Annotated in this window: 21 protein-coding genes; 12 read left to right on the forward strand and 9 right to left on the reverse strand. The window is 69.5% G+C overall.

Going from position 1 to position 22,967, the window contains the following annotated elements; all coding sequences use genetic code 11:
• Positions 1-54 precede the first annotated feature (54 nt).
• Positions 55-1,248, forward strand: a complete 1,194-nt coding sequence (locus RBS12_RS17160; protein ID WP_307967357.1) for an MFS transporter — start codon at positions 55-57, stop codon at positions 1,246-1,248.
• 1 nt (position 1,249) lies between these two features.
• Here RBS12_RS17160 and RBS12_RS17165 read toward each other — a convergent pair whose 3' ends face one another.
• Positions 1,250-2,347 (reverse strand): hypothetical protein, encoded by a 1,098-nt coding sequence (locus RBS12_RS17165; RefSeq protein WP_307967358.1) that lies wholly within the window; start codon positions 2,345-2,347, stop codon positions 1,250-1,252.
• Entirely contained in the window at positions 2,334-2,876 is a 543-nt protein-coding gene (locus RBS12_RS17170; RefSeq protein ID WP_307967359.1) for a sigma-70 family RNA polymerase sigma factor, read from the reverse strand. The genes RBS12_RS17165 and RBS12_RS17170 overlap by 14 nt, the downstream gene beginning before the upstream one ends.
• A gap of 378 nt (positions 2,877-3,254) precedes the next feature.
• Here RBS12_RS17170 and RBS12_RS17175 point away from each other — a divergent pair, with 378 nt between their 5' ends.
• Complete coding sequence (locus RBS12_RS17175) at positions 3,255-4,016, forward strand: SDR family NAD(P)-dependent oxidoreductase (protein WP_307967360.1); 762 nt, start codon at positions 3,255-3,257, stop codon at positions 4,014-4,016.
• 189 nt (positions 4,017-4,205) lie between these two features.
• Here the strand turns inward: RBS12_RS17175 and RBS12_RS17180 are convergent, their stop codons facing one another.
• Positions 4,206-4,826: an L-threonylcarbamoyladenylate synthase gene (locus RBS12_RS17180; RefSeq protein ID WP_307967361.1), complete on the reverse strand. Its 621-nt coding sequence runs from the start codon at positions 4,824-4,826 to the stop codon at positions 4,206-4,208.
• Positions 4,827-4,905: 79 nt separating this feature from the next.
• Here RBS12_RS17180 and RBS12_RS17185 point away from each other — a divergent pair, with 79 nt between their 5' ends.
• The 3 genes from RBS12_RS17185 (at position 4,906) to RBS12_RS17195 (ending at position 8,758) form a co-directional block, all read left to right on the forward strand.
• Positions 4,906-5,169, forward strand: a complete 264-nt coding sequence (locus RBS12_RS17185) for a hypothetical protein (RefSeq protein ID WP_307967362.1) — start codon at positions 4,906-4,908, stop codon at positions 5,167-5,169.
• 80 nt (positions 5,170-5,249) lie between these two features.
• Entirely contained in the window at positions 5,250-6,113 is an 864-nt protein-coding gene (locus RBS12_RS17190; RefSeq protein WP_307967363.1) for a metal-dependent hydrolase, read from the forward strand.
• 134 nt (positions 6,114-6,247) lie between these two features.
• Complete coding sequence (locus tag RBS12_RS17195) at positions 6,248-8,758, forward strand: Tex family protein (RefSeq protein ID WP_307967377.1); 2,511 nt, start codon at positions 6,248-6,250, stop codon at positions 8,756-8,758.
• Positions 8,759-8,880: 122 nt separating this feature from the next.
• On the opposite strand, the gene RBS12_RS17200 is transcribed toward RBS12_RS17195, so the two are convergent.
• The 3 genes from RBS12_RS17200 to RBS12_RS17210 are packed head-to-tail and all read right to left on the reverse strand — an operon-like array spanning position 8,881 to position 12,485.
• Positions 8,881-10,179 carry a M20/M25/M40 family metallo-hydrolase gene (locus RBS12_RS17200; RefSeq protein WP_307967364.1) on the reverse strand — a complete coding sequence of 433 codons (1,299 nt, stop codon included), beginning with the start codon at positions 10,177-10,179 and terminating at the stop codon, positions 8,881-8,883.
• A 10-nt stretch (positions 10,180-10,189) separates the two neighbouring features.
• Complete coding sequence (locus RBS12_RS17205) at positions 10,190-11,524, reverse strand: cytosine permease (RefSeq protein WP_307967366.1); 1,335 nt, start codon at positions 11,522-11,524, stop codon at positions 10,190-10,192.
• Position 11,525: 1 nt separating this feature from the next.
• Entirely contained in the window at positions 11,526-12,485 is a 960-nt protein-coding gene (locus tag RBS12_RS17210) for a DUF1177 domain-containing protein (RefSeq protein WP_307967367.1), read from the reverse strand.
• 156 nt (positions 12,486-12,641) lie between these two features.
• Here RBS12_RS17210 and RBS12_RS17215 point away from each other — a divergent pair, with 156 nt between their 5' ends.
• The 4 genes from RBS12_RS17215 to RBS12_RS17230 all read left to right on the forward strand — a co-directional run bounded on the left by RBS12_RS17215 (position 12,642) and on the right by RBS12_RS17230 (position 15,175).
• On the forward strand, positions 12,642-13,457 hold the full coding sequence (locus tag RBS12_RS17215; RefSeq protein WP_307967368.1) for an IclR family transcriptional regulator: 816 nt from the start codon (positions 12,642-12,644) through the stop codon (positions 13,455-13,457).
• A 3-nt stretch (positions 13,458-13,460) separates the two neighbouring features.
• A complete protein-coding gene (gene pepE, locus RBS12_RS17220) occupies positions 13,461-14,189 on the forward strand; it encodes a dipeptidase PepE (protein ID WP_307967369.1) in 729 nt (242 codons plus the stop codon).
• 94 nt (positions 14,190-14,283) lie between these two features.
• Complete coding sequence (locus tag RBS12_RS17225) at positions 14,284-14,460, forward strand: hypothetical protein (protein ID WP_307967370.1); 177 nt, start codon at positions 14,284-14,286, stop codon at positions 14,458-14,460.
• A gap of 190 nt (positions 14,461-14,650) precedes the next feature.
• On the forward strand, positions 14,651-15,175 hold the full coding sequence (locus RBS12_RS17230) for a hypothetical protein (RefSeq protein WP_307967371.1): 525 nt from the start codon (positions 14,651-14,653) through the stop codon (positions 15,173-15,175).
• A 144-nt stretch (positions 15,176-15,319) separates the two neighbouring features.
• On the opposite strand, the gene RBS12_RS17235 is transcribed toward RBS12_RS17230, so the two are convergent.
• Positions 15,320-18,103 (reverse strand): alkaline phosphatase family protein, encoded by a 2,784-nt coding sequence (locus RBS12_RS17235; RefSeq protein ID WP_307967372.1) that lies wholly within the window; start codon positions 18,101-18,103, stop codon positions 15,320-15,322.
• A 207-nt stretch (positions 18,104-18,310) separates the two neighbouring features.
• On the opposite strand from RBS12_RS17235, the gene RBS12_RS17240 reads away from it, so the two are divergent.
• Both RBS12_RS17240 and RBS12_RS17245 read left to right on the forward strand, forming a co-directional pair.
• Entirely contained in the window at positions 18,311-18,667 is a 357-nt protein-coding gene (locus RBS12_RS17240) for a metalloregulator ArsR/SmtB family transcription factor (RefSeq protein WP_307967373.1), read from the forward strand.
• Positions 18,664-19,125: an SRPBCC family protein gene (locus RBS12_RS17245; RefSeq protein WP_307967374.1), complete on the forward strand. Its 462-nt coding sequence runs from the start codon at positions 18,664-18,666 to the stop codon at positions 19,123-19,125. Before RBS12_RS17240 ends, RBS12_RS17245 begins: the two co-directional genes overlap by 4 nt.
• Before the next feature lie 230 nt (positions 19,126-19,355).
• Here RBS12_RS17245 and RBS12_RS17250 read toward each other — a convergent pair whose 3' ends face one another.
• Together RBS12_RS17250 and RBS12_RS17255 are read right to left on the reverse strand one after the other, a co-directional pair.
• Positions 19,356-20,594, reverse strand: a complete 1,239-nt coding sequence (locus RBS12_RS17250) for a Dyp-type peroxidase (protein ID WP_307967375.1) — start codon at positions 20,592-20,594, stop codon at positions 19,356-19,358.
• Positions 20,595-20,687: 93 nt separating this feature from the next.
• Entirely contained in the window at positions 20,688-21,452 is a 765-nt protein-coding gene (locus RBS12_RS17255) for an EfeM/EfeO family lipoprotein (RefSeq protein ID WP_307967376.1), read from the reverse strand.
• Positions 21,453-21,765: 313 nt separating this feature from the next.
• Here RBS12_RS17255 and RBS12_RS17260 point away from each other — a divergent pair.
• Positions 21,766-22,967 (forward strand): IS481 family transposase (locus RBS12_RS17260; protein WP_307967378.1); only part of this gene is annotated, 1,202 nt, incomplete at its 3' end.

Raw genomic sequence — 22,967 nt, forward strand, 5'->3', positions numbered from 1 at the left:
ACCCTAGGGAAGGGCGCGGCTCCCTGTCCGCTGCCTTCGTGAATGAGGTTCTTCATGACCCGCCCATCTGGGGCCCTCGTGGCCCTGTGCTTTGCCATGCTCGGATTCCATGTTGGGGTCCGGGCCGTCCAACTCTCCGACCTCGTCCCTGCCCTCGGCCTCACGCCGGGCGAACTGGGACTCGCCTCGTCGGCAGGAGTCCTCGCGGGAATCGCGACGCTCGCCGGCGGAGGCCTCGTCGTCGACCGCCTCGGCCGTCGCCCCGCGCTCGTGGCCGGATTCGCCGGCGCCGGTGCCGCGTTCGCCGCGATGAGCGCCGTCGATTCCTTCGTTCAGTTCCTCGCGGCCAACGTGGCACTCGGACTCTCGATCAGCATCGTGGACCTCGGTGTCAATACTGTGGCAAGCGACTACGAGCGGGCCGCCGGGGCCCACACGATGACCGGATTCCACTCGTGGTTCAGCCTCGGGGCGGCTGCCGGCGCGGGGAGCTGCGCCGTCGGACTCGCGGTCGGAATCGGATTCCGGCCGACGTTCCTCGCGCTGGGGCTCATGCTCGCGGCGACTGCGCTCGTCGTTGCGTTCGGGCGGCTGCCGCAGGCCGCCCGCCCGTCGCCCGCTCCTGCCGGTGAGCCGCGAGCAAGGTTCCTCGGCCCGCTCGTGCTGCTCGCGACAGCGATCGTGTTCTTCTGCTTCTTCGGAGACGGGATTCTCGAGACGTTCCTCTCGACCTATCTGCGGATCGACGGGCATGACGTGGTGCTCGCGGGAGGCGTGCTCGCCGCGTTCCACGCCGCCTCGTGGGGCGGGCGGATCGTCTTCCAGCGGACCCTCTCGCGCGTGAAGGAGCGGACGGTCCTCGTCATCGTGGGGACCGTGGCCTCGGCGGCGACGGCGGCCGGCCTCTACGCTCCCGCGGGGTGGGCGGCCTTGGGGTGCTTCGCCGTCGTGGGCTTTGCCCTCTCGCCGATCGTCCCGCTCGGGATGTCGATCGCCGGACGCGCGGCGCCAGCCGGACACTCGGGGCGAGCGGTGGGCTTCGTGACGAGCGTCGGCTACACCGCGTTCATCCTGAGCCCGCTCACGGCCGGCGCGATCGCCGACCGATGGGGCCTGCACACGGCTATCTCGCTCGCCGCGGTCACGATGGGTGCCGTTGCCGCGCTCGGTTTCGGCGTCCGGAGGGGGCGCCGAAGCCGAGAACGGGAACCGGGTGGTGCTGTGGCCAGTTCGGGGGAGCCGCGCTAGGTCACGCGTCCGCGAAGGCTGTGTACGACCACACGCTCGGGACGGGCGCCGGGGGCTTCTTTCCGTTGGCGGGACCGGCGATGTAGTCCTCTTCGACGTCGAGGATCCGACCCGTCGCGTCGTCGATGACGAGGATGCTGCGGTACGTGCCCCAGTCCTTGGGCGAGTCCAAGTAGATGGCGGTGCCTGGCCGACCGAGGCGGTCCGTCACGGCCCCGAGCGCCGTGACCCCCGGTAGCGCGTCGACCACCGAAAGGTAGGCGCGCTGCTGGGCGTTCGAGAGGTTCCGATCGCGCGACATGACCTCCATCATCTGGAACACGCCCTGCGCGTCCTCGTAGACCACGGCTCCGTACTTGCTCTGGAAGTCGTGGATCCATGCGGCCATCGAGGCATCGTCTGCCGGTGGCTTGGGGTAGGGATCTCCCTTCGGTGTCTTGCGGACGTCGGGCGAAAGTTTGGGGTCGAGTGGAACAGTCCAAGCCTCCCCGGGTTTGACGGGCCTTCCGTTGCCCTGCGGCGAGTCGTCGCGAATCGGCGGAAGCGCGTACTTGACGTCCGGGCTCGTCGGCGAGAAGGGCTGCCCGACAACTCGCGTCATCGTGCCGGTTCCGTCTGCCTCGCGGCGGATCGTGATCGTCTGCGGCAGTACGTAGGGCGCGCCGGACTTCCCGCCGGGCAGTGATTCGTTTCCGGCAATCCAGCTGTTGCGCGTGTAGTACCCCGGTTTGAACCCGGCCGGATCCGGGGCCAGGAGCTTCTTGCGCGCGGCGGCGATGACGTCTGCGGCGGTCACGGAGAGCGGGCGGACGTCGAGCATCTTCGGCCCTGCCGCCTCGGCCACGGCCGGACCCACGGGGCTCCCCGCGTCCCGAGGCCACGAGACCGTCGCGATGGCGCCCGCAGCGGCCGCTGCCGCCGCGCCGACCCCGATGAGGACCGCGCGTCGTCCGACGACACGACGCGGCGCGTGCCGTGGATCCCGGCCGGACCCGCCGAGAATCGCGCGGAGGTCGAGCTCGGCGCGGAGGTCGAGCGGCTTCGCTTCGGTGAGCGGCACCGGGTTGGCGGCTCGGAGTTCGTGATCAAGCGTTTCCATGGCCATGTCCCTTCTTCGCCAAAATGTCTTTGAGCGCCTTTCGCGCCCGGCTGACCCGCTTCCACGCCGATGCTTCGGAACAGCCGAGGACCTCGGCCAGACGGGAGGCGCTCAACTCTTCCCAATAGGTCAGATAGAGAATGTCCCGGTCTTTGTAGCGGAGTTCGAGCAGCGCCTCCCGGATGAGGTCCGCCGCCGATTCGCTGTCCGCGTGGGACGTGTCGTGCTGAATGCGCGCCAAGAGCGCGCGCTCCCGAAGTTGGCGCCGATATTCGTTCCCGATGAGATTGCGGGCGATGCCATAGAGCCACGCGAGCTCGTGGTCTCCTCGATCGGCGATTTTCGACCACGCAATGCGAAAAGTGTCTGCCGCGATCTCGCGCGCGGTTTCCTCATCGCTCAGCCGACGATTCGCGAACGCAAAGATCATCCAGTAATAGCGGCGATAGAACGCGGCGAACGCCTTCTCATCCACTGCTTCGGCGGGCTCTTCGCGAGCCTCGGAAAGGCTCGCGTCCATCACACTCATGCGCACCCCCTCGGTAGGACTCCCTGACGCCCACACTATTTCCGGGCGCCGACCGATCCTGACGGCGAATTCCGAGCGAGGCTCAGACTCGGGTGAGGGGGAAGTGCGGCAAGGGCGGGAGTTCGACGGCGATGGTGGCCCCCGGGGGCCACGCTCCCGTCGCGCGAGACGATGCCCATGATTCCCGCGCGTCGGACGACGGCGCCGTGGTCGTCGATCCCGACGACGTGCTTGAGGAGACCCGCCTGGAAATCATTGATCTGCTGGCACGGCCCAGGGCCCGCCTGGCGGGGCGTGAAGCCTGTGCAGGGGAATAGCCCTGTGGAAGAGTGGGGAACGCCGCCCGCAAGACGCTCTTGGCCCCGGAAGGACTCTGGCATGGACAACAGGCTCGACGGCCGAGTGGCCCTTGTTACCGGCAGCTCCCGCGGCATCGGCGCGGGTATCGCCGTCGAACTCGCACGCCAAGGTGCGGCAGTCGCCGTCCATGGACGGGACAGGGGCGCAGTGGACGACGTCGTCGCGACGCTCGCGCGCGACGGCGGCACGGCCGTGGGGGTCAGCGGCGACGTGACGAGCTTCGCCGAGCTCGAAGCGCTGCGGCGGCAGGTCGAAGAGGGGCTGGGGCCCGTTGACGTTCTCGTCGCCAATGCGGGCGGGAACTTCACGCCGCCCGCTCAGCTTGAGGACATCCCCGAGGACTGCTGGCGCGCGACCATCGACGGCAACCTGACCGCGACGTTCCTCACCCTCAAGAGCTTCCTCCCCGGGATGAAGGAGCGCGGCCGCGGCTCGATCGTTACCATCGCGTCGTCTGCGGGACGGCGGCCCGACGCGCGCGCCCCGATCCCGTACGGCGCGGCGAAGGCGGCGATCGCGCTCCTGACGCAGGACGCCGCGGCGCAGGCCGGTCCATTCGGCGTCCGCGTGAACTGCATCGCCCCTGAGACGATCCTCACCGAGCGCAACCGCGCCCGGATTCCGGGCGAGCAGCAGGCCGCGATGGCCGGCTATCACCCGCTCCGGCGCCTCGGGACGCCCGAAGACGTCGCGAAAGCCGCCGCGTTCCTGGCCTCGGATGACGCGGCGTGGATCACCGGCGTCGTTCTTGATGTCACGGGCGGCGCGGTCATGATGTGATCCGGGACGGTGCGGTGAGGAGACGGCGCGCCTTCCTGTCCGTTTCTTCCCGCCCCCACGTCGCGGCTGCTCGGGACTCGCCGCGTTCCGGACCGATTGGGAAATCACAACCGGATAGGAGGCGCTGGCGGCCGCCTGCAGGCGGGCTCCGGCGGGCGGGTTCCGGCGGTCGGGTTCCGGCGGGCGCGACTACTCGAAGCGGGACGCGTCCCCGGCCCCGTGCCGCGCGACCTCGGCGTAGCCGTCCGAGAAGTCGATGACGGTCGTCGGATCGGTTCCGCAATCGCCCGCATCGACGACGGCGTCGAGCATGTTGTCGAGCCGTTCCTTGATGTCCCAGCCGTCGATGAGCGGGTCCTCGTCCCCGGGCAGGAGCAGTGTCGAGGAGAGGATCGGCTCGCCGAGCTCGGACACGAGGGCTCGCACGACGTTGTTGTCCGGAATGCGGACGCCGACCGTCTTCTTCTTGGGATGCAGCATGCGCCGCGGGACCTCGCGCGTGGCCGGGAGGATGAACGTGTAGGGGCCGGGGGTGACGCCCTTGATCGCCCGGAACACATCGTTGTCCACGTTGACGAGCTGGCCGAGCTGGGCGAAGTCTCGGCACACGAGCGTGAAATGGTGCTTGTCGTCGAGCCGTCTGATCTGGCGGATGCGATCGAGCGCCTCGCGGTTGCCCATCTGCGCCCCAATCGCGTAGCACGAGTCGGTCGGGTAGGCGATGAGGCCGCCGTCGCGCAGGATCTGGGTGATCCGGCCGATCAGCCGGGGCTGGGGGTCTACGGGGTGGACGTCGAAGTAGCGCGCCATTCCCCACAGCCTACGCCCGATTCCCGTGCCATCGGGGTGGCGCCGTTATTTTGTCGGTGGGGGATCCTAGCCTCGGAATATGAGCGCACTTGCTGTTGACGATGTTCATTTGACGCAGGTTGATCTGGCCCAGTTCCTGCACCATTCACCGGGGACTCGGCCTACTGGCCTGCGGCTCGCCGAGGACCTCTGCCTCGACTGCGGCCGCGGACTCGCCCTGTTCGAGGAGTTCCGCTGTGCGGACTGCACTGATCTCGCCCTGCACGCCGAGTGTCGCGCATGCGGTGCCGTGCTGCGCGACGGAGACCTCGGGGCTGGTGCCTGCGCGGACTGCCTCGCCTGAACCTCCCGTCCCCGCCCTGGGGGTAGGGTAGGGGAGCGCATTCGGCGCGTATCCGCAGGTCAGAGGGAGGATTCGGCCGGATGATGGGACCCCACCATGCCGCGTGCGGCGCGGCGGCATGGGTAGCCGTGACCACGCGGCTTCACATCGGACTTGCCCCGGTGACCGAAGCCCTCGGGCTCGGCCCGTGGGCGTTCGACGTCGGCTGGCCGGTCGTGCACGCGACGCCCCTTGGCGTCGTGGCTGGGGCGCTCGTGACCGCTGGGGCCGCCCTCCTTCCCGACGCCGACCACCCGAGCGCGACGATCGCCCACTCGCTTCCGCCCGTCTCCCGGGTCCTCTGCACTGGCATCGGCGCCGTCTCTGGCGGGCACCGCAACGGAACCCATTCGCTCCTCGGGATCGCAGCGTTCACGGCGCTCGCGTGGGCGGCGGGGCTCTGGACCGTGGACGTTCCGGGCTTCGGCGCCGTGCACGTGGGAGCGGGCGTCGTCTCGCTCCTCCTTGTCTCGTTCGCCGCGAAGGTCCTCGGCGTGCTGCCCGATCGCCTGCGGCGGCTCCCATGGCTCGTGGCGCTCCCGCTCGCGGCGTTCATCGCGGTCTTCGCACCGCGCGAGCAGAACTGGTTCCCACTCGCCGTCGCCCTCGGCTCCGCCGTCCACGTCGCAGGCGACATGCTCACGACCGGGGGCTGCAACCTCCTGTGGCCTATCGCGTTCAAACGGCCGCGCAGCTTCGCCAAGGTCCCGGTCCTCGGCTGGATGTGGCGGCGAGGCGGGCACTTCTCCATCCCGATCCTGGGCGACGCTGGGTCGTGGCGAGAATGGCTCCTGCTCGTTCCCGTGAGCTGTTACGCGATCGCGGGCGTCGGGAACGCGCTCGTCGCCCTCGCACGCGCAGGCCTTTCCTCGGCGGCGCTCGCGTGGAGCGTGGGCCTGGGCTGAGGCCCGTGCGCGGAATGTCGGTGGGATAGGGCAGAGTATTGACCGTGATCGACCCCGTTGCACCGCCCCGTTCCACTTTCGCGCCCCGCGGCCCGGCCTCCGGCACCGCGCCGGCTGCGCCCTCCGGGGACGCGATCGCGCAGAAGATCAACGGGACCATCGCGGCAGAGCTTGGCGTCAAGCCGTGGCAGGTTGCCGCCGCCGTGGGGCTGCTCGATGGCGGGGCGACCGTTCCGTTCATCGCGCGCTACCGCAAAGAGGTCACGGGGACGCTCGACGACACCCAGCTGCGCGAGCTTGAGGAGCGCCTGCGGTACTTGCGCGAGCTCGAGGACCGTCGTGGTGCCGTGCTCAAGGCGATCGAGGAGCAGGGCGCCCTGACCGACCAGCTGCGCGACGCCGTCGTCCGTGCTGCGACCAAGGCCGAGCTCGAAGACCTCTACCTGCCGTACAAGTCGAAGCGCCGGACCAAGGCGCAGATCGCGCGCGAGGCCGGGCTCGAGCCGCTCGCCGACGCGCTCATCGCCGACCCGTCGAAGCTTCCCGAGGATGCCGCGGCGGCGTTCGTGAGCGACGAACGGGGAGTGCCCTCGGCGGCGGACGCGCTCGCGGGGGCCCGCGCGATCCTCACCGAACGCGTCGGCCAGAGCGCCGAGCTTGTCGCCGAACTGCGCGAGCGCCTGTGGAAGGGCGGAAGCGTCGCGGCGGCGGCGGTCGAAGGTGTCGCCGCCGAACTCGCCGGGAAGTACGCCGACTACGCGGACTACGTCCAGCCGATCGCGTCGCTCCCAGGCCACCGCGTGCTCGCCCTCCTCCGCGGCGAACGCGAGGGGGCGCTCACGGTCTCGCTCGCGGAGGCGGACCCGCGCGACGAGGCGGGGCTCGACGAGGCCCGCGCGGGCTACGAGGCCGCGGTCGCGCACGCCCTCGGCGTCCGCGGTGCGGCGAACGGGCCCGCTGCGAAATGGCTGGCCCAGACGGTGCGGATCGCGTGGCGGGGCCGGCTCCAGCCGAGGCTTGAGACGGACCTGCGCGGCCGGCTCTTCGAGGCGGCCGAGGAGGAGGCCGTGCGCGTCTTCGCCGCGAATCTCCGCGACGTCCTGCTCGCAGCGCCCGCAGGCAATCGCGCAGTCCTCGGCCTCGACCCGGGACTGCGCACGGGCGTCAAGGTCGCGGTCGTCGACGGGACGGGCAAGGTCGTCGACACCGCGACGATCTACCCGCACGCGCCGGCGAACAAGTGGAACGATTCCCTCGCGAGCCTCGAGGCCCTTGCCGCGAAGCACGGAATCGAGCTCGTCGCGGTCGGCAACGGTACGGCGAGCCGCGAGACGGACCGCCTTGCGGGGGAGCTGCTCGCGCGGCTTGCGGAGCGGACCGCCGGCGGCGCTGCCGCGGCGCGGAAGCCCGCGAAGGTCATCGTGTCCGAGGCGGGGGCCTCCGTGTATTCGGCGTCGGCGCTCGCGTCCAAGGAACTTCCCGACCTGGATGTCTCTCTTCGCGGTGCGGTCTCGATTGCCCGCCGTCTCCAGGACCCTCTTGCGGAGCTCGTCAAGATCGAGCCGAAGTCGATCGGCGTGGGCCAGTACCAGCACGACCTCACCCCCGCGAAGCTCGACCGGTCGCTCGATGCCGTGGTCGAGGATTGCGTCAACGCGGTGGGCGTGGATGTCAACACGGCCTCACCATCGCTCCTCGCCCGCGTCGCGGGCGTCGGGCCGCTCCTGAGCCGGAGCATCGTGGACTTCCGGGACGCGAACGGCCCCTTCGCGAGTCGGGCCGAGCTCAAGAAGGTGCCGCGCCTCGGGGCGAAGGCGTTCGAGCAGTGCGCCGGCTTCCTTCGCGTCACGGGCGGCTCCGAGCCCCTCGACGCGTCCGCGGTGCACCCTGAGGCGTACGGTCTCGCACACAGAATCCTTGCCGCCGCGGGCGTCAGGGCGTCCGACGGCGCAGCCTCCGCGGGCTCTCTCGGCGGCCTTGATCCCGCGAGCTTCGTGGACGAGCGCTTTGGCCTTCCGACCGTCCGGGACGTCATGGCCGAGCTGGTGCGGCCAGGTCGCGACCCCCGGCCCGAATTCGTGACGGCGGCCCTCAAGGAAGGCGTCGAGACCATCGGAGACCTCAAGCCCGGGATGATTCTCGAGGGCACGGTGTCCAACGTGGCGGCGTTCGGCGCTTTCGTGGACCTCGGCGTGCACCAGGACGGCCTTGTCCACGTGTCCGCGATGAGTTCGAAGTACGTGTCCGATCCCCGCGAGGTCGTGAAGTCGGGCCAGGTCGTCAGGGTGAAAGTCATCGACGTGGATGTGCCGCGCAGGCGCATCTCGCTCTCGCTGCGCCTCGACGACGAGGTGGCTGCTGAAGCGGGCGAGCCCGGCTCGCGCCGCGCCGGCCAAGGCCGCGGCGCCCAGGGGCAGAACGGCGAGCAGCAGGACGGGGAACAGCGCGGGGGCGGAGACCGCCGTCGTCCGCGTCCCGGGGGCGACGGCGGCGAGCGCGGGCAGACTCGAAGCCGCGAGGGCAACGGGCGGCAATCCCCAGCCCGCGGCGGGCAAGGACGCCAAGGCGAAGGGCGGCGTCCCGCCGACTCCGCCCCGGACACCGCACTCGCCGACGCACTGCGGAGGGCAGGCCTCACGCGCTGACGCCGGGACCCCGGCGAGATCCGGCCACGGGATGGGCGAGGGGTGGCCGCGCATCGACGTTGGTCGACGCGCGGCCAGCTCCCGACCGACGTGCGGCCACCTCTGGCCGTCGATGGGTCAGCTCAGCACGTGAGTGCCAGCTTCCCGACCACGCGGACGCCGAACGTGAGCCCGTCGAGCGGGACGCGCTCGTCGACGCCGTGGAACAGCTTTCCGTAGTCGAGATTGTGCGGCATGCGCAGGGCCTTGAAGCCGTAGCAGCGGATTCCGAGACTCGAGAGGGCCTTTGCGTCTGTGCCACCCGGGTTGCAGTACGGAACCGGGTGTCCGTCGGGATCCTCGGACCGGATCGCCTCGCACATTGCGTCAACGAGCCGGCCTTCGAACGGCGTCTCCATCGCGATGTCGCGATGGATGAACTCGCGGGTGACTCCCTCGGGGAGCAGCGCGTCGATCTCGGCGAGCAGCGCCTCCTCCTGTCCGGGCAGGAAGCGCCCGTCGACACCAGCCGTCGCCTGCCCGGGAATGACGTTGATCTGGTACCCGGCCTCAAGCATCGTCGGGTTCGCGGAGTTGCGCGTGATGACGTCGAGGAGCTCGTGGCCCGCGGGTCCAAGGCGGTCGAGCGAAGCCTCTGGATCCTCTTCGTCGAACTCGGTGCCGCGCAGCGCGGCGAATTCCCGCGCGAGGGTCCGCACCGAGTCCACGAGGTGCAGCGGGAAGCGGTGCCGCCCGATCGCGGCCACGGCCTCGGCGAGCCGCGTCACGGCGTTTTCCTCGTTCGGCGAGGAGCCGTGGCCGGCCCGGCCCGTCGCGACGAGCCGCAGCCAGGCCTGGCCGCGCTGGGCGTTCTCGATCGGGTAGAGGCGCCGTGTGTCGTCGACAGGGAAGGAGAAGCCCCCGCCCTCGCCGATCGCCTCTGTGGCTCCCGCGAACAGGTCAGATCGGTTCTTCACGAGCCAGTGGCTCCCGAACTTGCCGCCCGCCTCCTCGTCTGCGAGGAACGCGAACACGAGATCGCGCGGCGGCGTCGTGCCCGTGCGAGCGAGTTCGCGAGCCACGGCGAGGTAGACGGCGACCGTGTCCTTCATGTCGATCGCGCCGCGACCCCACAGGTAGCCGTCCTTGATGTCGCCGCCGAACGGGTCCACGCTCCAGCCCGCGGGGTCGGCGGGAACGACGTCAAGGTGTGCGTGCAGCACGAGCGCGCCACGGCTCGGGTCGACTCCGGTCACGCGGGCGAAGACACTCGCCCGCCCCGGCGCCGACTCGACGAGCTCGGCGGCGAGGCCCACCTCTTCGAGCTTGGCGGCAACGTAGCGCGCGGCCTCGAGCTCGGTGCTCGTCGGGTTCGACGTGTCGATGCGGATGAGGTCTTGGCACAGGCCGACGACCTCGTCCTGGGCGACTGCGAAATCCACGGTGAACCTCCTATCGGGTCGGGACGGGGGCTTCGGCCGCCGCCGACGTCGGCTCCATGTCGACGAGACGGCTCGGCCGGACCAGACCGAGCAGGGCGAGCGCCGAGTAGAGCACGAGCGCCGTGAGAAGCGAGTTGATGGTCGGGATGCCCCACGGGACGAACTTGCCCACGCAGAACGCGACGACCCACACGACGAGCGAGGCCGGAACCCATGCCGCGACTTGGGCAGGCATTGCACCCGACTCGCGGGTCTCGTCGAGCGGTTTCCGCAGCCGGCGGACGAACCAGTATTCGGCCACGATGATCCCGCCGACCGGCGGGATGGCGACACCGAGGAGCGAGAGGAAGTCCTTGAAGTGGTCGAGGAATCCGATCGCCGAGAGCACGGTCCCAAGGATGCCGATCGCCACAGTGATCACGCCGCGCTGGACTCGACGGCCGAACACTGTCTGGACGAAGTTCGCGATGCCGAGCGAGCTGCTGTAGAGGTTCCAGTCGTTGATCTTCGCGGTCGCCAGGATCACGATGATGAGCCCGACGAACCCGGACGTGCCGAGCACGATCTTGGAGACGTTCGACGTCCCCGCGGCGTGCCCGAGGAGGACGCCGGTCATGCCGACGATGTACTCGCTCAGGATCATCGAGCACGAACTCTGCGCGACAACGTGCCACGCCTTCCGGTTGTATCGCGTCATGTCGGGGCTCGTGATCGCGCCGGTCATGTAGCCGCCAGCGATGATCGTCGCGGCGGCGGGGATCGAGATCGCGGCGCCGCTCGGCGGCATGTTCACGAGGTCGGGGATCGAGTGGTGCGAGAGCTCGCTCCAGATGCTGAACGCCACGAGGCCGAAGAACAGGGGAACGGCGATCCGCGCGAGCCACATCATGATCTTGAAGCCGTACATCACGAGGAGCGTGAGCGCGAGGCCGGCCAGGACGCACCACAGCCACGAAGGCCCGCCGACGAGGGCCGTCATCGATGTGCCGAAGATGCCGTTCTGCACGCCGAACCAGCCGACGAGGCTCACGGCGATGACGAGCGAGACGAGCGCCGATCCGTTGCGCCCGAAGCCCGCGAAGCGCGTGAGGAGCGTCATGCTGAGCCCCTCGCGCTGGCCCGCCGCGCCGATCGCGAAGATGACCACCTCGAGGATGACCGCGCCGAGTGTGAACGCGAGGAACGCGTCATGGAACGTCATGCCGAGGCCGAGGGTCGCGCCGAGCACGAATTGGGAGAGGGAGCCCGACTGCGCGAGCCATTGGAGGAGCATCGAGAAGAACCCGAAGCGCTCCGTCTTGGGCACGCGTGCGAGTGAGTAGTCGTCGCGTCCGATTGCTGCCATGTCAGGCTCCCGTCGTTTCGAGGTTCGTGCCGAGCGTCTGGAGGTGCGCCATGGAACCGTAGAGGCCCAAGAGTGTGCGGTACTCGTCGTCGTCGTGCAGTGCGGCGCGGCCCGCGCCGAAATCCTTGGCGAGTTCGACGGCGAAGCGCGCTGCGGTGGCGATGTCACCTTCATGGCTCGCGCCGGTCGCGCAGCCGGGGACGGGGGTCGCGGCCGTGATGGCGAGGCCGACGACGGGCGCATCCGTTGCCGTGGCGGGCTGGAGGATCGAGTTGATGTGGTAGACGCCGTTCCCGTACGGGGTGATGTCCTGCATCGTGATCGGGTACGTCACGACGGGTTCGCCCGAGACGACGCCGAGGAGGCGGACGAGATCGTCGCTCACCCGCAGGATGTATCCGGCCTTGACGGTCGGGGAGAGTGCCACGCCGCGGTGGTTGATGATGCTGTTGCCCTTGGTCGTGTCGATGGAGACGACGGCATCCATCTCGGGCGTGACCTCGTGGGCGTTCATAGTCGCGATGTCCACGGGGGAATCCATGAACGCGACGGGCTCGTGCGGGCGGGTCGGGGCGTCGGGGCACACGTGGGTCGCGATGAGGACGTCGCCCTCGAGCACGTCGCCGCGGTCGTGCATCGCGAGCAGCTTGGCGGCCGCGGCGAGGGCGGCGGCCGCTCCGTCGCCGTCAGACGTGAAGCCCACGATCTCGGGCCGCGCGCCCACGCCGCCGAGTCGCCCGACGATGCCGAGTGTCGGCGCCGTGCCGCCCGAGGCCTTGCCGTGCCGGCCGGGAATGAGCACACGCACGAAGTCGGTGGAGCCGGACTCGCCCTCCACGGTCTCGATCCGGATGGACGGCGCGGTCGAGGCGAAGAGGCCTTCGAGGTACTTGGCGACGGTTCCGCCGTCGGCGTGGGGGCTGTCGAGCAGGTCGACGACGTCTAGGACGTGCTTGAGCATGGGGATCCTTTGTGGAGTGCGGGAGCCGGGCGGAGGTCTCGGGGCGGCCGTCCCCGATGTGAGCCACCGCTCGGTGCTACGTGTCAACGATCACGCCGTCGTGTCATAATGAGCAACGACTTCCCGATAATCGCAACTTGAAAGGTGGTCGGAGCGATGCGCCATCCCGACGACGACTCGTTCGCCGACGACCGATCGACTCCCGACGGCCTCCTCCAGACCGCCGATCGCGCTCTCCAGGTGCTCTTGTGCTTCGACCGCGAGCGCACCGAATGGGGCGTGACCGAGATCGCGGAGGAATTCGGCTTCAACAAGTCGATCGCGCAGCGGCTCCTCGCGACCCTCGCGCACCGCGGCTTCCTCATTGCGGACGCGGACACGCGGCGATACCGGATTGGGCCAAGCGCCATGGCGGTCGGCCGAGCGTGGGAGCGCTCTGGCTCCCTCCGCACGATGGTCGAGCCGATCCTTCGCGAGCTCAGCGCGAAGACCGGGGCGAGCGCGATCCTCGCGGTCCCCGACAACCTCCACATGCGGGCCGTCGCCGCCGTCGACGGCTCGGACGGGCCGCTGCGCATGTACCCGCTCGTGGGCGAGCTGTATCCCGCGCACGCCGGCGCCACCAGCAAGGCGTTCTATGCCTACCTTCCCGCACAGCAGCGACAGCTCCTCTTCGCGGGGCGGCCCGTCGCCCGCTTCACAGATCGCACCGTCACGGAGGCCGGCGCCCTCGAGGCGGACTTCTTGCAGATCCGGCAGCAGGGCTACGCCGCGACGGTGGGGGAGTACGACTCGCACGTCGCCGCCGTCGCGGTGCTCGTCTCCGTGCGCGGCGAGCCGTACGGGAGCCTGAGCCTTGCGGGGCCCGAAGAGTCGTTCGACCATCCCGAACAGCACGTCCCCCTCCTGCGCCACGCGGCGCAGCAGATCGAACGGCGGCTCACGGGTCGCCTCCGAGCCCGAAAGGACTGAACCATGGAGCTTCTGCTCTTCTCGAACTCGACCGTCAAGGGCCGCGGCTACCTCGAGCACGCGGCGGACGTCCTCGGAGACTACCTCGCGCCGGTCCGCAGCCTTGTGTTCGTGCCGTTCGCGGGGGCGGACCACGACGCCTACACGGCACTAGTGGCCGGCGCGCTCCGGCCGTACGGCGTCGACGTGACGGGTGTGCACGCGGCGAACGGCGGCGTGCGCGCGATCGAGCGCGCCGACGCCGTGTTCACGGGCGGCGGCAACACGTTCCGCCTCGTCAAGGCGCTGCACGAGCGCGGCCTCATGGAGCCGCTCGCGGCCGCGGTCCGCGCCGGGACGCGCTACATGGGAGCGAGCGCGGGCACGAACATCGCGGCCCCAAGCCTCCGCACAACGAACGACATGCCGATCGTCCAGCCGCCGAGCTTCGCGACGCTCGGCCTCGTGCCGTTCCAGATCAACCCGCACTACCTCGACGCGGACCCGACCAGCACCCACGCGGGCGAGACCCGCGCCGAACGCCTCCGGGAATTCCACGAGGACAACGAGCTCCCCGTGCTCGGTCTCCGCGAGGGCACCCACCTTCGCGTCACAGCGGACGACGCCGGAGCCTCCTCAGCGCGGATCGGCGGCGAGGCTGTGGGCCCCGCCGGGACGGGGCCCGCGTTGTTGTTCCGCCGGGGCGAAGGGCCGGAGGAGGTCTCGGGGGACGTGTCACGGCTGCTCGGCTGACGGGCGGAATCGCGTCATGATCTCGCCGTAGCGTCGTCCTCACTACGGTGGCCCGATGTGCGGGGCGCCGCGATCCGGGCGAGGTGAGGCGACATTGGCGATCAATCTGGCGACCGCCGTCTTCTTCGGGACGGTCGCACTGGGCGTCGCCTTCCTCGTGCTGTGCGCCGTGGCGCTCGCGGCCGTCGTCGTCGTCCTCGTCGCTGTCCTGCGCGTACGGCGTGCGGCTCGCTCGCGGAACAGCTCAGGGGTCATCACCCGCCGGCGGTGACCCGAGAATCGGGCCGCCGGGTCGCGGCGCTCCAGCCCACCGTGGAAGAATACCGACGGTGCCTCGTCGACTCCGATCCACCTCCGAGGCCGCCGACAGGCCACCGGGGCTGAGGCGGCCGCGTCGGCGTGTCAGCCCGTGGCCGCGCCTTCTCGTGTGGGCGGGCGGGCTATGCCTGGCCGGCGGCTGCGTGGTCGGTCTTCTGGCGATGCCGGTCGTCGTGCTCATCGTCTGCGCGGTCCTGCTCGTTGTCGCGCTGTTCTGGCGGTCGCGCGCGCGGCGGTCGGACGGCTCCGGCTTCGTGCCGACCGCGTTCGTGTGGGTGGCCCTCGCGGCCCTCATCCTCTCCCTCGGCGCGACCGCCATGCGAGCTGTCATCGACAACGGCGGGCCGGATGGGGGCCGCGGAACCCAGCTTCGCACGAGCGCCCCAGAGTCCAGCTCGCCCAGCGCGACGCAGCCCGCGTCCCCGAGCGCTTCGCCCTCGGGGGTCCCGACGCCGTCCCCGACGCCGTCAGCGGCGCCGTCGTCCGCGACCTCCGCGCCCCAGTCCCCGCCCGCGCCGACCCCGGCTCCCCCCGCCCCGGCCGCGCCTGCGCCCAATCCGGCGCCGCCGGCCCCGGCTCCCTCTCGTCCCGCGCCGACCCCGGTGCCCACCAAGTGCGCGCAGTCGCTCACCCTCGGCCTCCTTCCGAGCGACAACTGCGACGGCTGAGCTCCCGGGAGATGAAGGCTCCGGCACGTGGTGTCCCTGCATGACCCGGTGCCCAAACGCAGCGCGCCGGGCCCGGCGGGTTCCCGTCGAGCCCGGCGCATGCGGACTAGCTGTGAGCGGCGGATGCCCGCCGGTCAGGGGCGATCAGTCGTCGTGGTCGGTCGAGCCGGCCGGGACGCCCGGCACGTCGTTCGGGCCGTAGACCTTGTCGTCGCCGGGGTACGGGGTGGACCAGTTGTGGGTCTGGTACCAGGTCCAGCGGTTGAACAGGTGCGGGTTCGCGAAGTCTTCCTTCGCGCCGTTGCCGGTCAGGTGCTGCTGCTCGGACCAGTCCTCCCATTGTTCGGCGATCTCCTGCATCGAGGCCGGGACGGCCACGGCCTTGGCCGCGGCGTCGTTCACCGCGGCGGCGGCAGTGCCGGTCTGGCCCAGCGTGTCGAGGCCGCAGGCCGGTGCGGTCTTGACGCCCTCGGTCAGCGGGACCTGGTTCGGTACCGCCGTGAAGGTCGTCAGGTCGGCCTTGTTGGTGAACGCGTCGAACATCGGCGTGGCCGCGGCGACCTTCTGGTTCAGGGGCTGCGCGCCGAGGATCTGCTCGATGGTGCGGACCATGTTGATCTGTGAGTAGAACGTGCTCACGGTCTTGCCGTGCACCGCGTACGGGCTGATGACCTGGACCGGCGCGCGGTGCCCGTCGACGTGGTCGGCGCCGTCCTGGCTGTCGTCCTCGGCGATGAAGATCGCGGAGTCCTTCCAGTACTGCGAGTGCGAGATCTCGTCGACGATCTTGCCCACGGCGAGGTCGTTGTCCGCGACCTGGGCCTCCGGGTCGGCGGTACCGCCGGTGTGGTCGCTCGAGAGCCACACCATCTGGAAGCTCTTCGGACCGTTCTTCTCGAAGTCCTGCTTCCAGGTCGAGTAGCGGTAGATGTCCGGCACCGACGTGTCGAACGGTGCCGCGTTCGGGTCAGCGATCGCGTTGAGCGACGGGATGGCCGAGCCGGCATGCATCTGCAGCGCCGGCGTGAAGAGCTGGTTCGGGTCGCCGCCGGCCATCGTGCTCGTGGCCGCGCAGTAGTACTGCTGCCAGGTCGCGCCCGCCGGCTTGCCCTCCTGGTACTCGAACTCGCCGTAGTTCCGGGCGGTCTTGCCCGCGGACTGGATCGCGGTCCAGAGGAAGCCGGAGCGCTGGTGGCCCAGGACGTCCTCTTCGGTGTCGTAGGAGCGCGTGTACTCGCCGGCGCTCGTCTCGGTGTACGCCGGGTTGTCGCCCTGCATCATCCAGTTGTGACCCTCGGCCGAGTTCGTGCCGATGTCGTATGTGTTCTCATACAGGCCGAATTGGCTGGCCAGCGCGTGCTGGTTCGGGGTGACCTTCGCACCGAACTGAGCGAGCGAGGCGTCGCCGTTGCCCTGCGTCATGTCGCCGTAGACCTGGTCGTACGTGCGGTTTTCCTTGACGAGGAGGAACACGTGCTTGATCGTGGACGGGTCGCCGATGCGCTTCGGAACGGCCACGGCCGGAACGTCGGCGGACTCGGCGGCCTTCGATTCCTTGACCGAGCTGCCATCCCAGCCGTTCTGCTGGAACACCGTGTCGGTGTACTCCTCGATCTGGTCATCGCTCGGGAGCGTGAACTTGGTGAGCGAGGCCGTCGTGGAGTGCGTGCCGTGACCGGTTGCTACCGTCGTGCCCGGGCCCTTGTTGAAGCTCAGCTCCGGGCCCCGCGCGTCGATGCCGCGGATGTTGGTGACGACGATCTGGCCGTTCACCGCGGTGACGTTCCCCGGGAAGTAGTCGGTCGGCAGGAGGCCGATATAGCGGGCCGGGTCGCGCGGGTCGGCCCTGTTCACCTTGTAGACCGCGATCGCGTTGGCACGGCCCAGTGAGACCAGCAGGTGGTCACCCTGCATCGTGATGGCGGTCGGCTCGTAGCCGACCTTCGACGACGCCCACGGTTGGGTCGCGATGGTCTGCACGACCTTGTTGCTCGCCGTGTCGACGACGGAGACCGTGTCGCTGTTCGTGTTGGCCACGTACAGCGCCGAGCCGTCGAGGTACATGGCCGTCGGGTGCAGCTGGACGTCGATCGACGAGACCGGTGCCGAGACGTTCGCCGTGTCGATGACGCTGAGCGTGCCGGACGTCGAGGTGCCGAGGTTCGTGTCCGCGAGAACCTGCGTGCCGTAGGAGCCCATCGTCGCGTCCCCGGCGTCGGCCTGGCGGCCTCCCTCGTTCGAGACGTACAGCTTGGTGCCGACGAACCTGAGCTGACGGGGGGCGACGCCGGTGGCGAAGGTCTGCTTGACAGTGCCCGCGACCGGGTCGATCGCGACGACCGTGTTCTGCCCATTCACGGCGGCGTACAGCGTCGAGCCGTCGGGGGAAAACGTCATGCCCGCGGTCAGGGCCTTCTTGCCGCTCGCCGTCGGGATGCTGATCTTCGTGCCGGCACCGAGCGAGCCGTCGGAGTTGAAGGGGTAGCGGACAATGCCCGTGGCGACCGGCTCGAAGAGGAACTTGCCGTCCGGCGAGAAGGCCGGGCCTTCCTGGCCGACGGAGCCGTCGGTGATGTGCTGGTAGGCCAGGTTCACGCAGCCCGCGTTGCTCGCCGCCGCCGCGAAGGAGGTGGCCGCGAGGGTGCCCGCCGCAGCGACCGGCTTGTAGGTCTTGAGGTCGAAGACCTGGAGGTCGACCGAGCGGTCGGCGCTGGTCCCGACGAGGTAGCGACCGTCGGGGCTGACGGTCGAGCTCATGATCTTGCCGAACGGCGTCATCAGGCGGTCGCCAATGGGCTTGATCACCTGGTTCGACGCGATCTGCTCGCCATTTTCGTACACGGTTCCGACGTGCTGCTGGCCGAACGGGATCGTCGATGCGACGGCGATGCCACCGCCCAGCAAGACGAGAGAGCAGCTTGCGGCCACGATCGTGAGCGGCTTGCGGCCTCTGGCGAACTGCGGCAGCCGACGAAGGGCTTGTGGTGTTCTGAGTGACTTTCCGGAGGATTTCGACGGTCGTGTCATGCACGTGAAGCTATGCCCGGCAGCTTAAATCCGTCGCCGACTTGGATGACTTTTGGGTGCACTTCCGAGCGTCTTGACAGCTGCACGCTTGAGACAATACTTAAGTACATGCTTAAGTTTTCGGAAGGCGGGGGAGACGGGCTCGATGCCGTGTTCCACGCGCTCTCCGATCCGCGCCGCAGGGCGATCCTCACGCGCCTCTGCGAAGGTCCTGCCTCCGTCAGCGTCCTCGCCGCCCCGCTCGGGGTGAGCCTCCCCGCCGTCGTCCAGCACCTCGCGGTGCTTGAAGACGCCGGCGTCATCACATCGATCAAAGTCGGACGGGTCCGCACGTGCACGCTCGCGCCCAACGCGCTCCGCGCCGCCGAAGCGTGGCTCTCCGCGCGGCGGCTCCCGCAAGAACGCCGACTCGACCGCCTTGAAGCCCTTCTCTCCACTGAATCTCACGAAAGGGAACCATCATGAGCCAGCAGCTCCAGTCCACGTTTACCGTTTCGCGCGTGCTCGCCGCGCCGCCGTCGCGCGTCTTCCGCGCCTTCTCCGACTTCGAGGAGAAGCAGGAGTGGTTTTCCGGGCCCGCCGACTGGGTCCAGACCAAGGCGACGCTCGATTTCCGGCCCGGCGGCTTGGAAGTCAACATCGGCGGCCCGGACGAGGCGAACCAGAGCGAGTTCTACGGGCACTACTACGACATCGTGCAGGACGAGCGGATCGTGTACACCTACGAGATGCATTACGCAGGCGTGAAGCTCTCCGTCTCGCTCGCGACGTTCGAGTTCGAGCCGGAGGGAGACGGCACCCGCCTCACATTGACCGAGCACGGCGTGTTCCTCGACGGGAACGAGGACCCGTCGCTGCGGGAAGAGGGGACGCGGATGATGTTCGACGGGCTCGCCGAGTACATCGAGAAGGTGCCCGCCTGACCGTTCGGGGGTCACCTCCCGTGGGTGAGCCGTCGTTCGGGGGTCACCTCCCGTGGGTGACGCACGACGTCGGCTCTCGCCTTTCGTCCAGAGGTCACCTCCCGTGGGTGACGAACGACGGCGGCTCTCGCCTTTCGTCCAGAGGTCACCTCCCGTGGGTGGGCACTCGCGGGACGTGGCCTCTGGACGGTCGGTGCGGCGCCGCCGTCGTTCTCCATCGCTCAGCAGAGCTACGCGAACAGCCCCTCGCCCAGGAAGCCACCCTCCTTCTGCACGCCCGGCACGACGAAGAAGTACCCTCCGCCGAACGGCTCGATGTAATCGGTCATGGGCTCGTTCGCGAGGCGGGTCTGCGTCGCCTCGAACTGCTCCTGGATGTTCTGCTGGAAGCTCGCGAAGATGAGCCCGGCCTGCAGGTTGCCGTTGAGGTCCACGCCGAGCTCGTAGTTGTAGCCGCGCCGCAGCATGCGCGAGCCCGCGGTCTCCTTGGTCCGGGGGTTAGCGAGGCGGATGTGCGCGTCGAGGGGAATGGTTTCGCCCTTCGGATCCGAGGCGTAGTCGGGCGCGTCCGTCTCCTTGTCCTGCCCCAGCGGCGCGCCGCTGCCGCGGTGGCGGCCGATCATGCCGTCCTGCTCGCCGAGGCCCACGCGGTCCCAGAATTCGACGAGCATGCGGATGATCCGCACCACCATGAACGTGCCGCCCTCGGCCCACGCGGGCTGGCCGGAGTCCTTGCCGAGCCAGACGAGCTTCTCATCCTGGGCGGGGTTCACGATCCCGTCCTTGTAGCCGAACAGGTTGCGGGGCGCGCCGTCCGGCCGCGGGCGGTTGTGGAAGCCGTTGATCTTCCACTGCAGCTGGAGCTGGCCGCGCGTCGCCTTCATGATGTCGCGCAGCGCGTAGTGGACCATGTCGCTCGAGTCGGCACACAGCTGGAGGATGAGGTCCCCTCCCGTCCATTCCTGATCGATCTGGTCCTTCGGGAAAACCTTCATGTCCGTGAGGCCCTTGGGCTTCTTCGCCGCGACGCCGTACGCGGGGTTGTCGAAGAGGCTCCCGGCGAGGCCGAGCGTCATCGTGAAGCCCGCGGTGGGGATGTCTTCGCCCATGATGCCGGAATTGATGGGCGGCGCACCGGTGACGCCGGTCAGCTCGCTCGCAGGGAGCGCCTCATTCGCCTTGTGGCCGCCACCCAGGATGCCGGCCTTGACCGTGAGCTTCTGCAGGAGCGACCTGAGCTCGGCGGCGTCGCGGCTCAGGACTTTGAACGCCGCGAAGCACGCGTGCTGCTGCTGGGCGGCGGGGCGGTACACGCCCGCCTGATTCGCGCCGAGGAAATCGACGACGTCGGAGCTTGCCGCAGGCGCGGACGGCGCCTCGGATTCCGCGTGCGCCGCCGTCGCGGCGAGAAGGCCGCCGGCTGCCGCGCCGCCTGCGCCGATGAGGAAGGAACGTCGCTGGATCTGCATGAAGGTGCCTCGGGGAGTCTAGGTGTGGGTGCGTGGGCGGTGGGCCGGTGCGTGGGTGGCGGGCCGGTGCGTGGGTGGTGGGCCCGTGCCGAATCAGTCGGTCGAGAACAGCGCCGGGACGAGCGAGAGGGATTCGAGGGCACGGCCGAGGGCCGCGTTGACGGCTTGCCGCTCGTCACGCGGAACCTTCGCGTAGTCAGCCCAGGCATCGTCCCTCTGCGTCGCATCGATCGCGGCGGCGACGGCGGCCAGTTCGGCGTCGAGGCGGGCGGGGAAACCGGCCTTGAGGTTTTCGAGGAGTCCGCGGAGCACCTCGAGGACTTCCTGGGTGGCCTCGACGTCAGCGCGTGCGAGGGCGAGCGCGAGTCCGGACCCTTGGTCGCCGCGGCCCGAGAGGTGGTCGCGTTGGGCGTCCTCGAGGATCTCGTGGAGCCGGAGTGGCATATCGGAGGGCTCGACGGCGGTCTCGGGGAGTTTGGCCTCGAGCGCGGCGATGTCCTCGAGCAGCTTGTCGACGACGGGGATGAGCTCGCCCGCGCCCTGCCCGTGCCAGAGCCCGTACTCGATGCGCCGGAGCCCCTTGAAGTCGGGGCTTTCGGCGCCGCCGTCGAGGCCGCGCGAGCCGGGTGCGATCGCGTCGCCCAGATCGCCGAAGCTCCCGTAGGCGGCGCCCACTCGCTGCCACGTCTGCTGGGCGTCGAGCCACGCCTGCATCGCCGCAGTGACGGCGCCGTTGCCGATGTTGGCCCGGAGCGTGAGGGCGTGACCTCGCAGCTCGACGAGGCGTTCGGCGAGGTAGTCGTGGTAGGCGGCAACGGCGTCGTTCATTGTCGCCGGGGGCGCGGCGGGCGCAGTCATGGAGTACCTCGTGGTGTCGGGAGGGGCGCCCGAGGGGCCTCAGGCAAGGCGAGCCTAAGCTAAGTCGAATTAGGATGCAAAACTGTTTCGTATTCCATTTCAGCCGGTCTCCCCAGCTCTACTCTCCTCCGCCCGCCGTGTTATGTCTCGGGACATTGGTGACAGTTCTGCCTCAGGACATCGGTGACGGTTCCGGGGTTCTTGGTGGTGACACTTCTTTCGCTCTGATGGGCTGGTGAAGAAGAACTCCACTGTCGATCCTCGTATCCGTCTCGCGATCTCTCAGTGGCCGGAGAACGCGCCTCGGGGTGCGGTGACGACGTTCTGCGCCGAGCATGGGATCTCGCGGAAGACGTTCTATGCGATCCGCGCCCGGGTCGCCGCGGACGGGCCGGCCGCGGCGCTGGAGCCCAGGTCGCGGCGCCCGAAGAACAGCCCGGCCAGGCTCTCGGACGATGTGAGGCAGCAGGCCATCGGGGTGCGGGCGGCGCTGGAGCGCTCCGGGCTGGACCACGGTCCGATCAGCGTGCACGAGAAGATGCGTTCCATGGGCCTGGCATCGGTGCCCTCGCCGGCGTCGCTGGCACGCATGTTCCGCCAGGCAGGGGTCGCTCGGGCCGAGCCGAGGAAGAAGCCGCGGGCCGCGTTCCGCCGGTTCGTGTATCCGGCGCCGAACGCGTGCTGGCAGCTGGACGCGACGGAGTACGTGCTCGCCGGCGGGCGCAAGTGCGTGATCTTCCAGCTCATCGACGACCACTCCCGCTACGCGGTCTCATCGCACGTGGCCCGGTCGGAGACGGCGGAGGCGGCCATCGCCGTGACAAGGAAGGGGATAGCCGCCCACGGGGTGCCGCAGCGGCTCCTGACCGACAACGGCAGTGCGCTGAACCCGATCCGCCGGGGCGTGATCGGCCAGCTGGTCATCTATGTGACCTCCCTCGGAGTCGAGCCGATCACGGGCAGGCCCAACAAGCCCACCACCCAGGGCAAGAACGAACGCTTCCACCAGACCCTCTTCCGCTGGCTGGACAAGCAGCCCCTCGCCGAGACGATCGACCAGCTCCAGGAACAGGTCGACGCGTTCGACATCATCTACAACACCCAGCGCCCGCATCAGGGCCTGCCCGGCAGGATCACCCCCCTGCAGGCCTGGGAAGCGACCCCGAAGGCCGAACCGCCCAGGCCGAGGCCCGCACCGCCCGAGCCCACAGTCCCGGGACGCGGCGCCGCCGCGGCAACACGCATCCGCCCGGGAGTGGAAGGGACGGCCACCCGCGTCGTGCCCGCCAACGGCGGCATCACGATCCGCGGCGTGAAGTTCCAGATCGGCAGCGCCAGGACCGGACTCCAAGTCCACATCGTCTGGGATCCCGAAGGGATCGCGTTCTTCGACCACCAGGGCACGCTACTGATCGAGCACCTATGGCCGGCCAAAGGAATCACCTACGTCAGCAACGGCCGCCCCGTCGGCACAAGGCCCCGCACCGACGAAACTGTCACCGATGTCCTGACACA

Source organism: Sinomonas sp. ASV322 (genome assembly GCF_030908245.1).
Lineage (GTDB): Bacteria > Actinomycetota > Actinomycetes > Actinomycetales > Micrococcaceae > Sinomonas.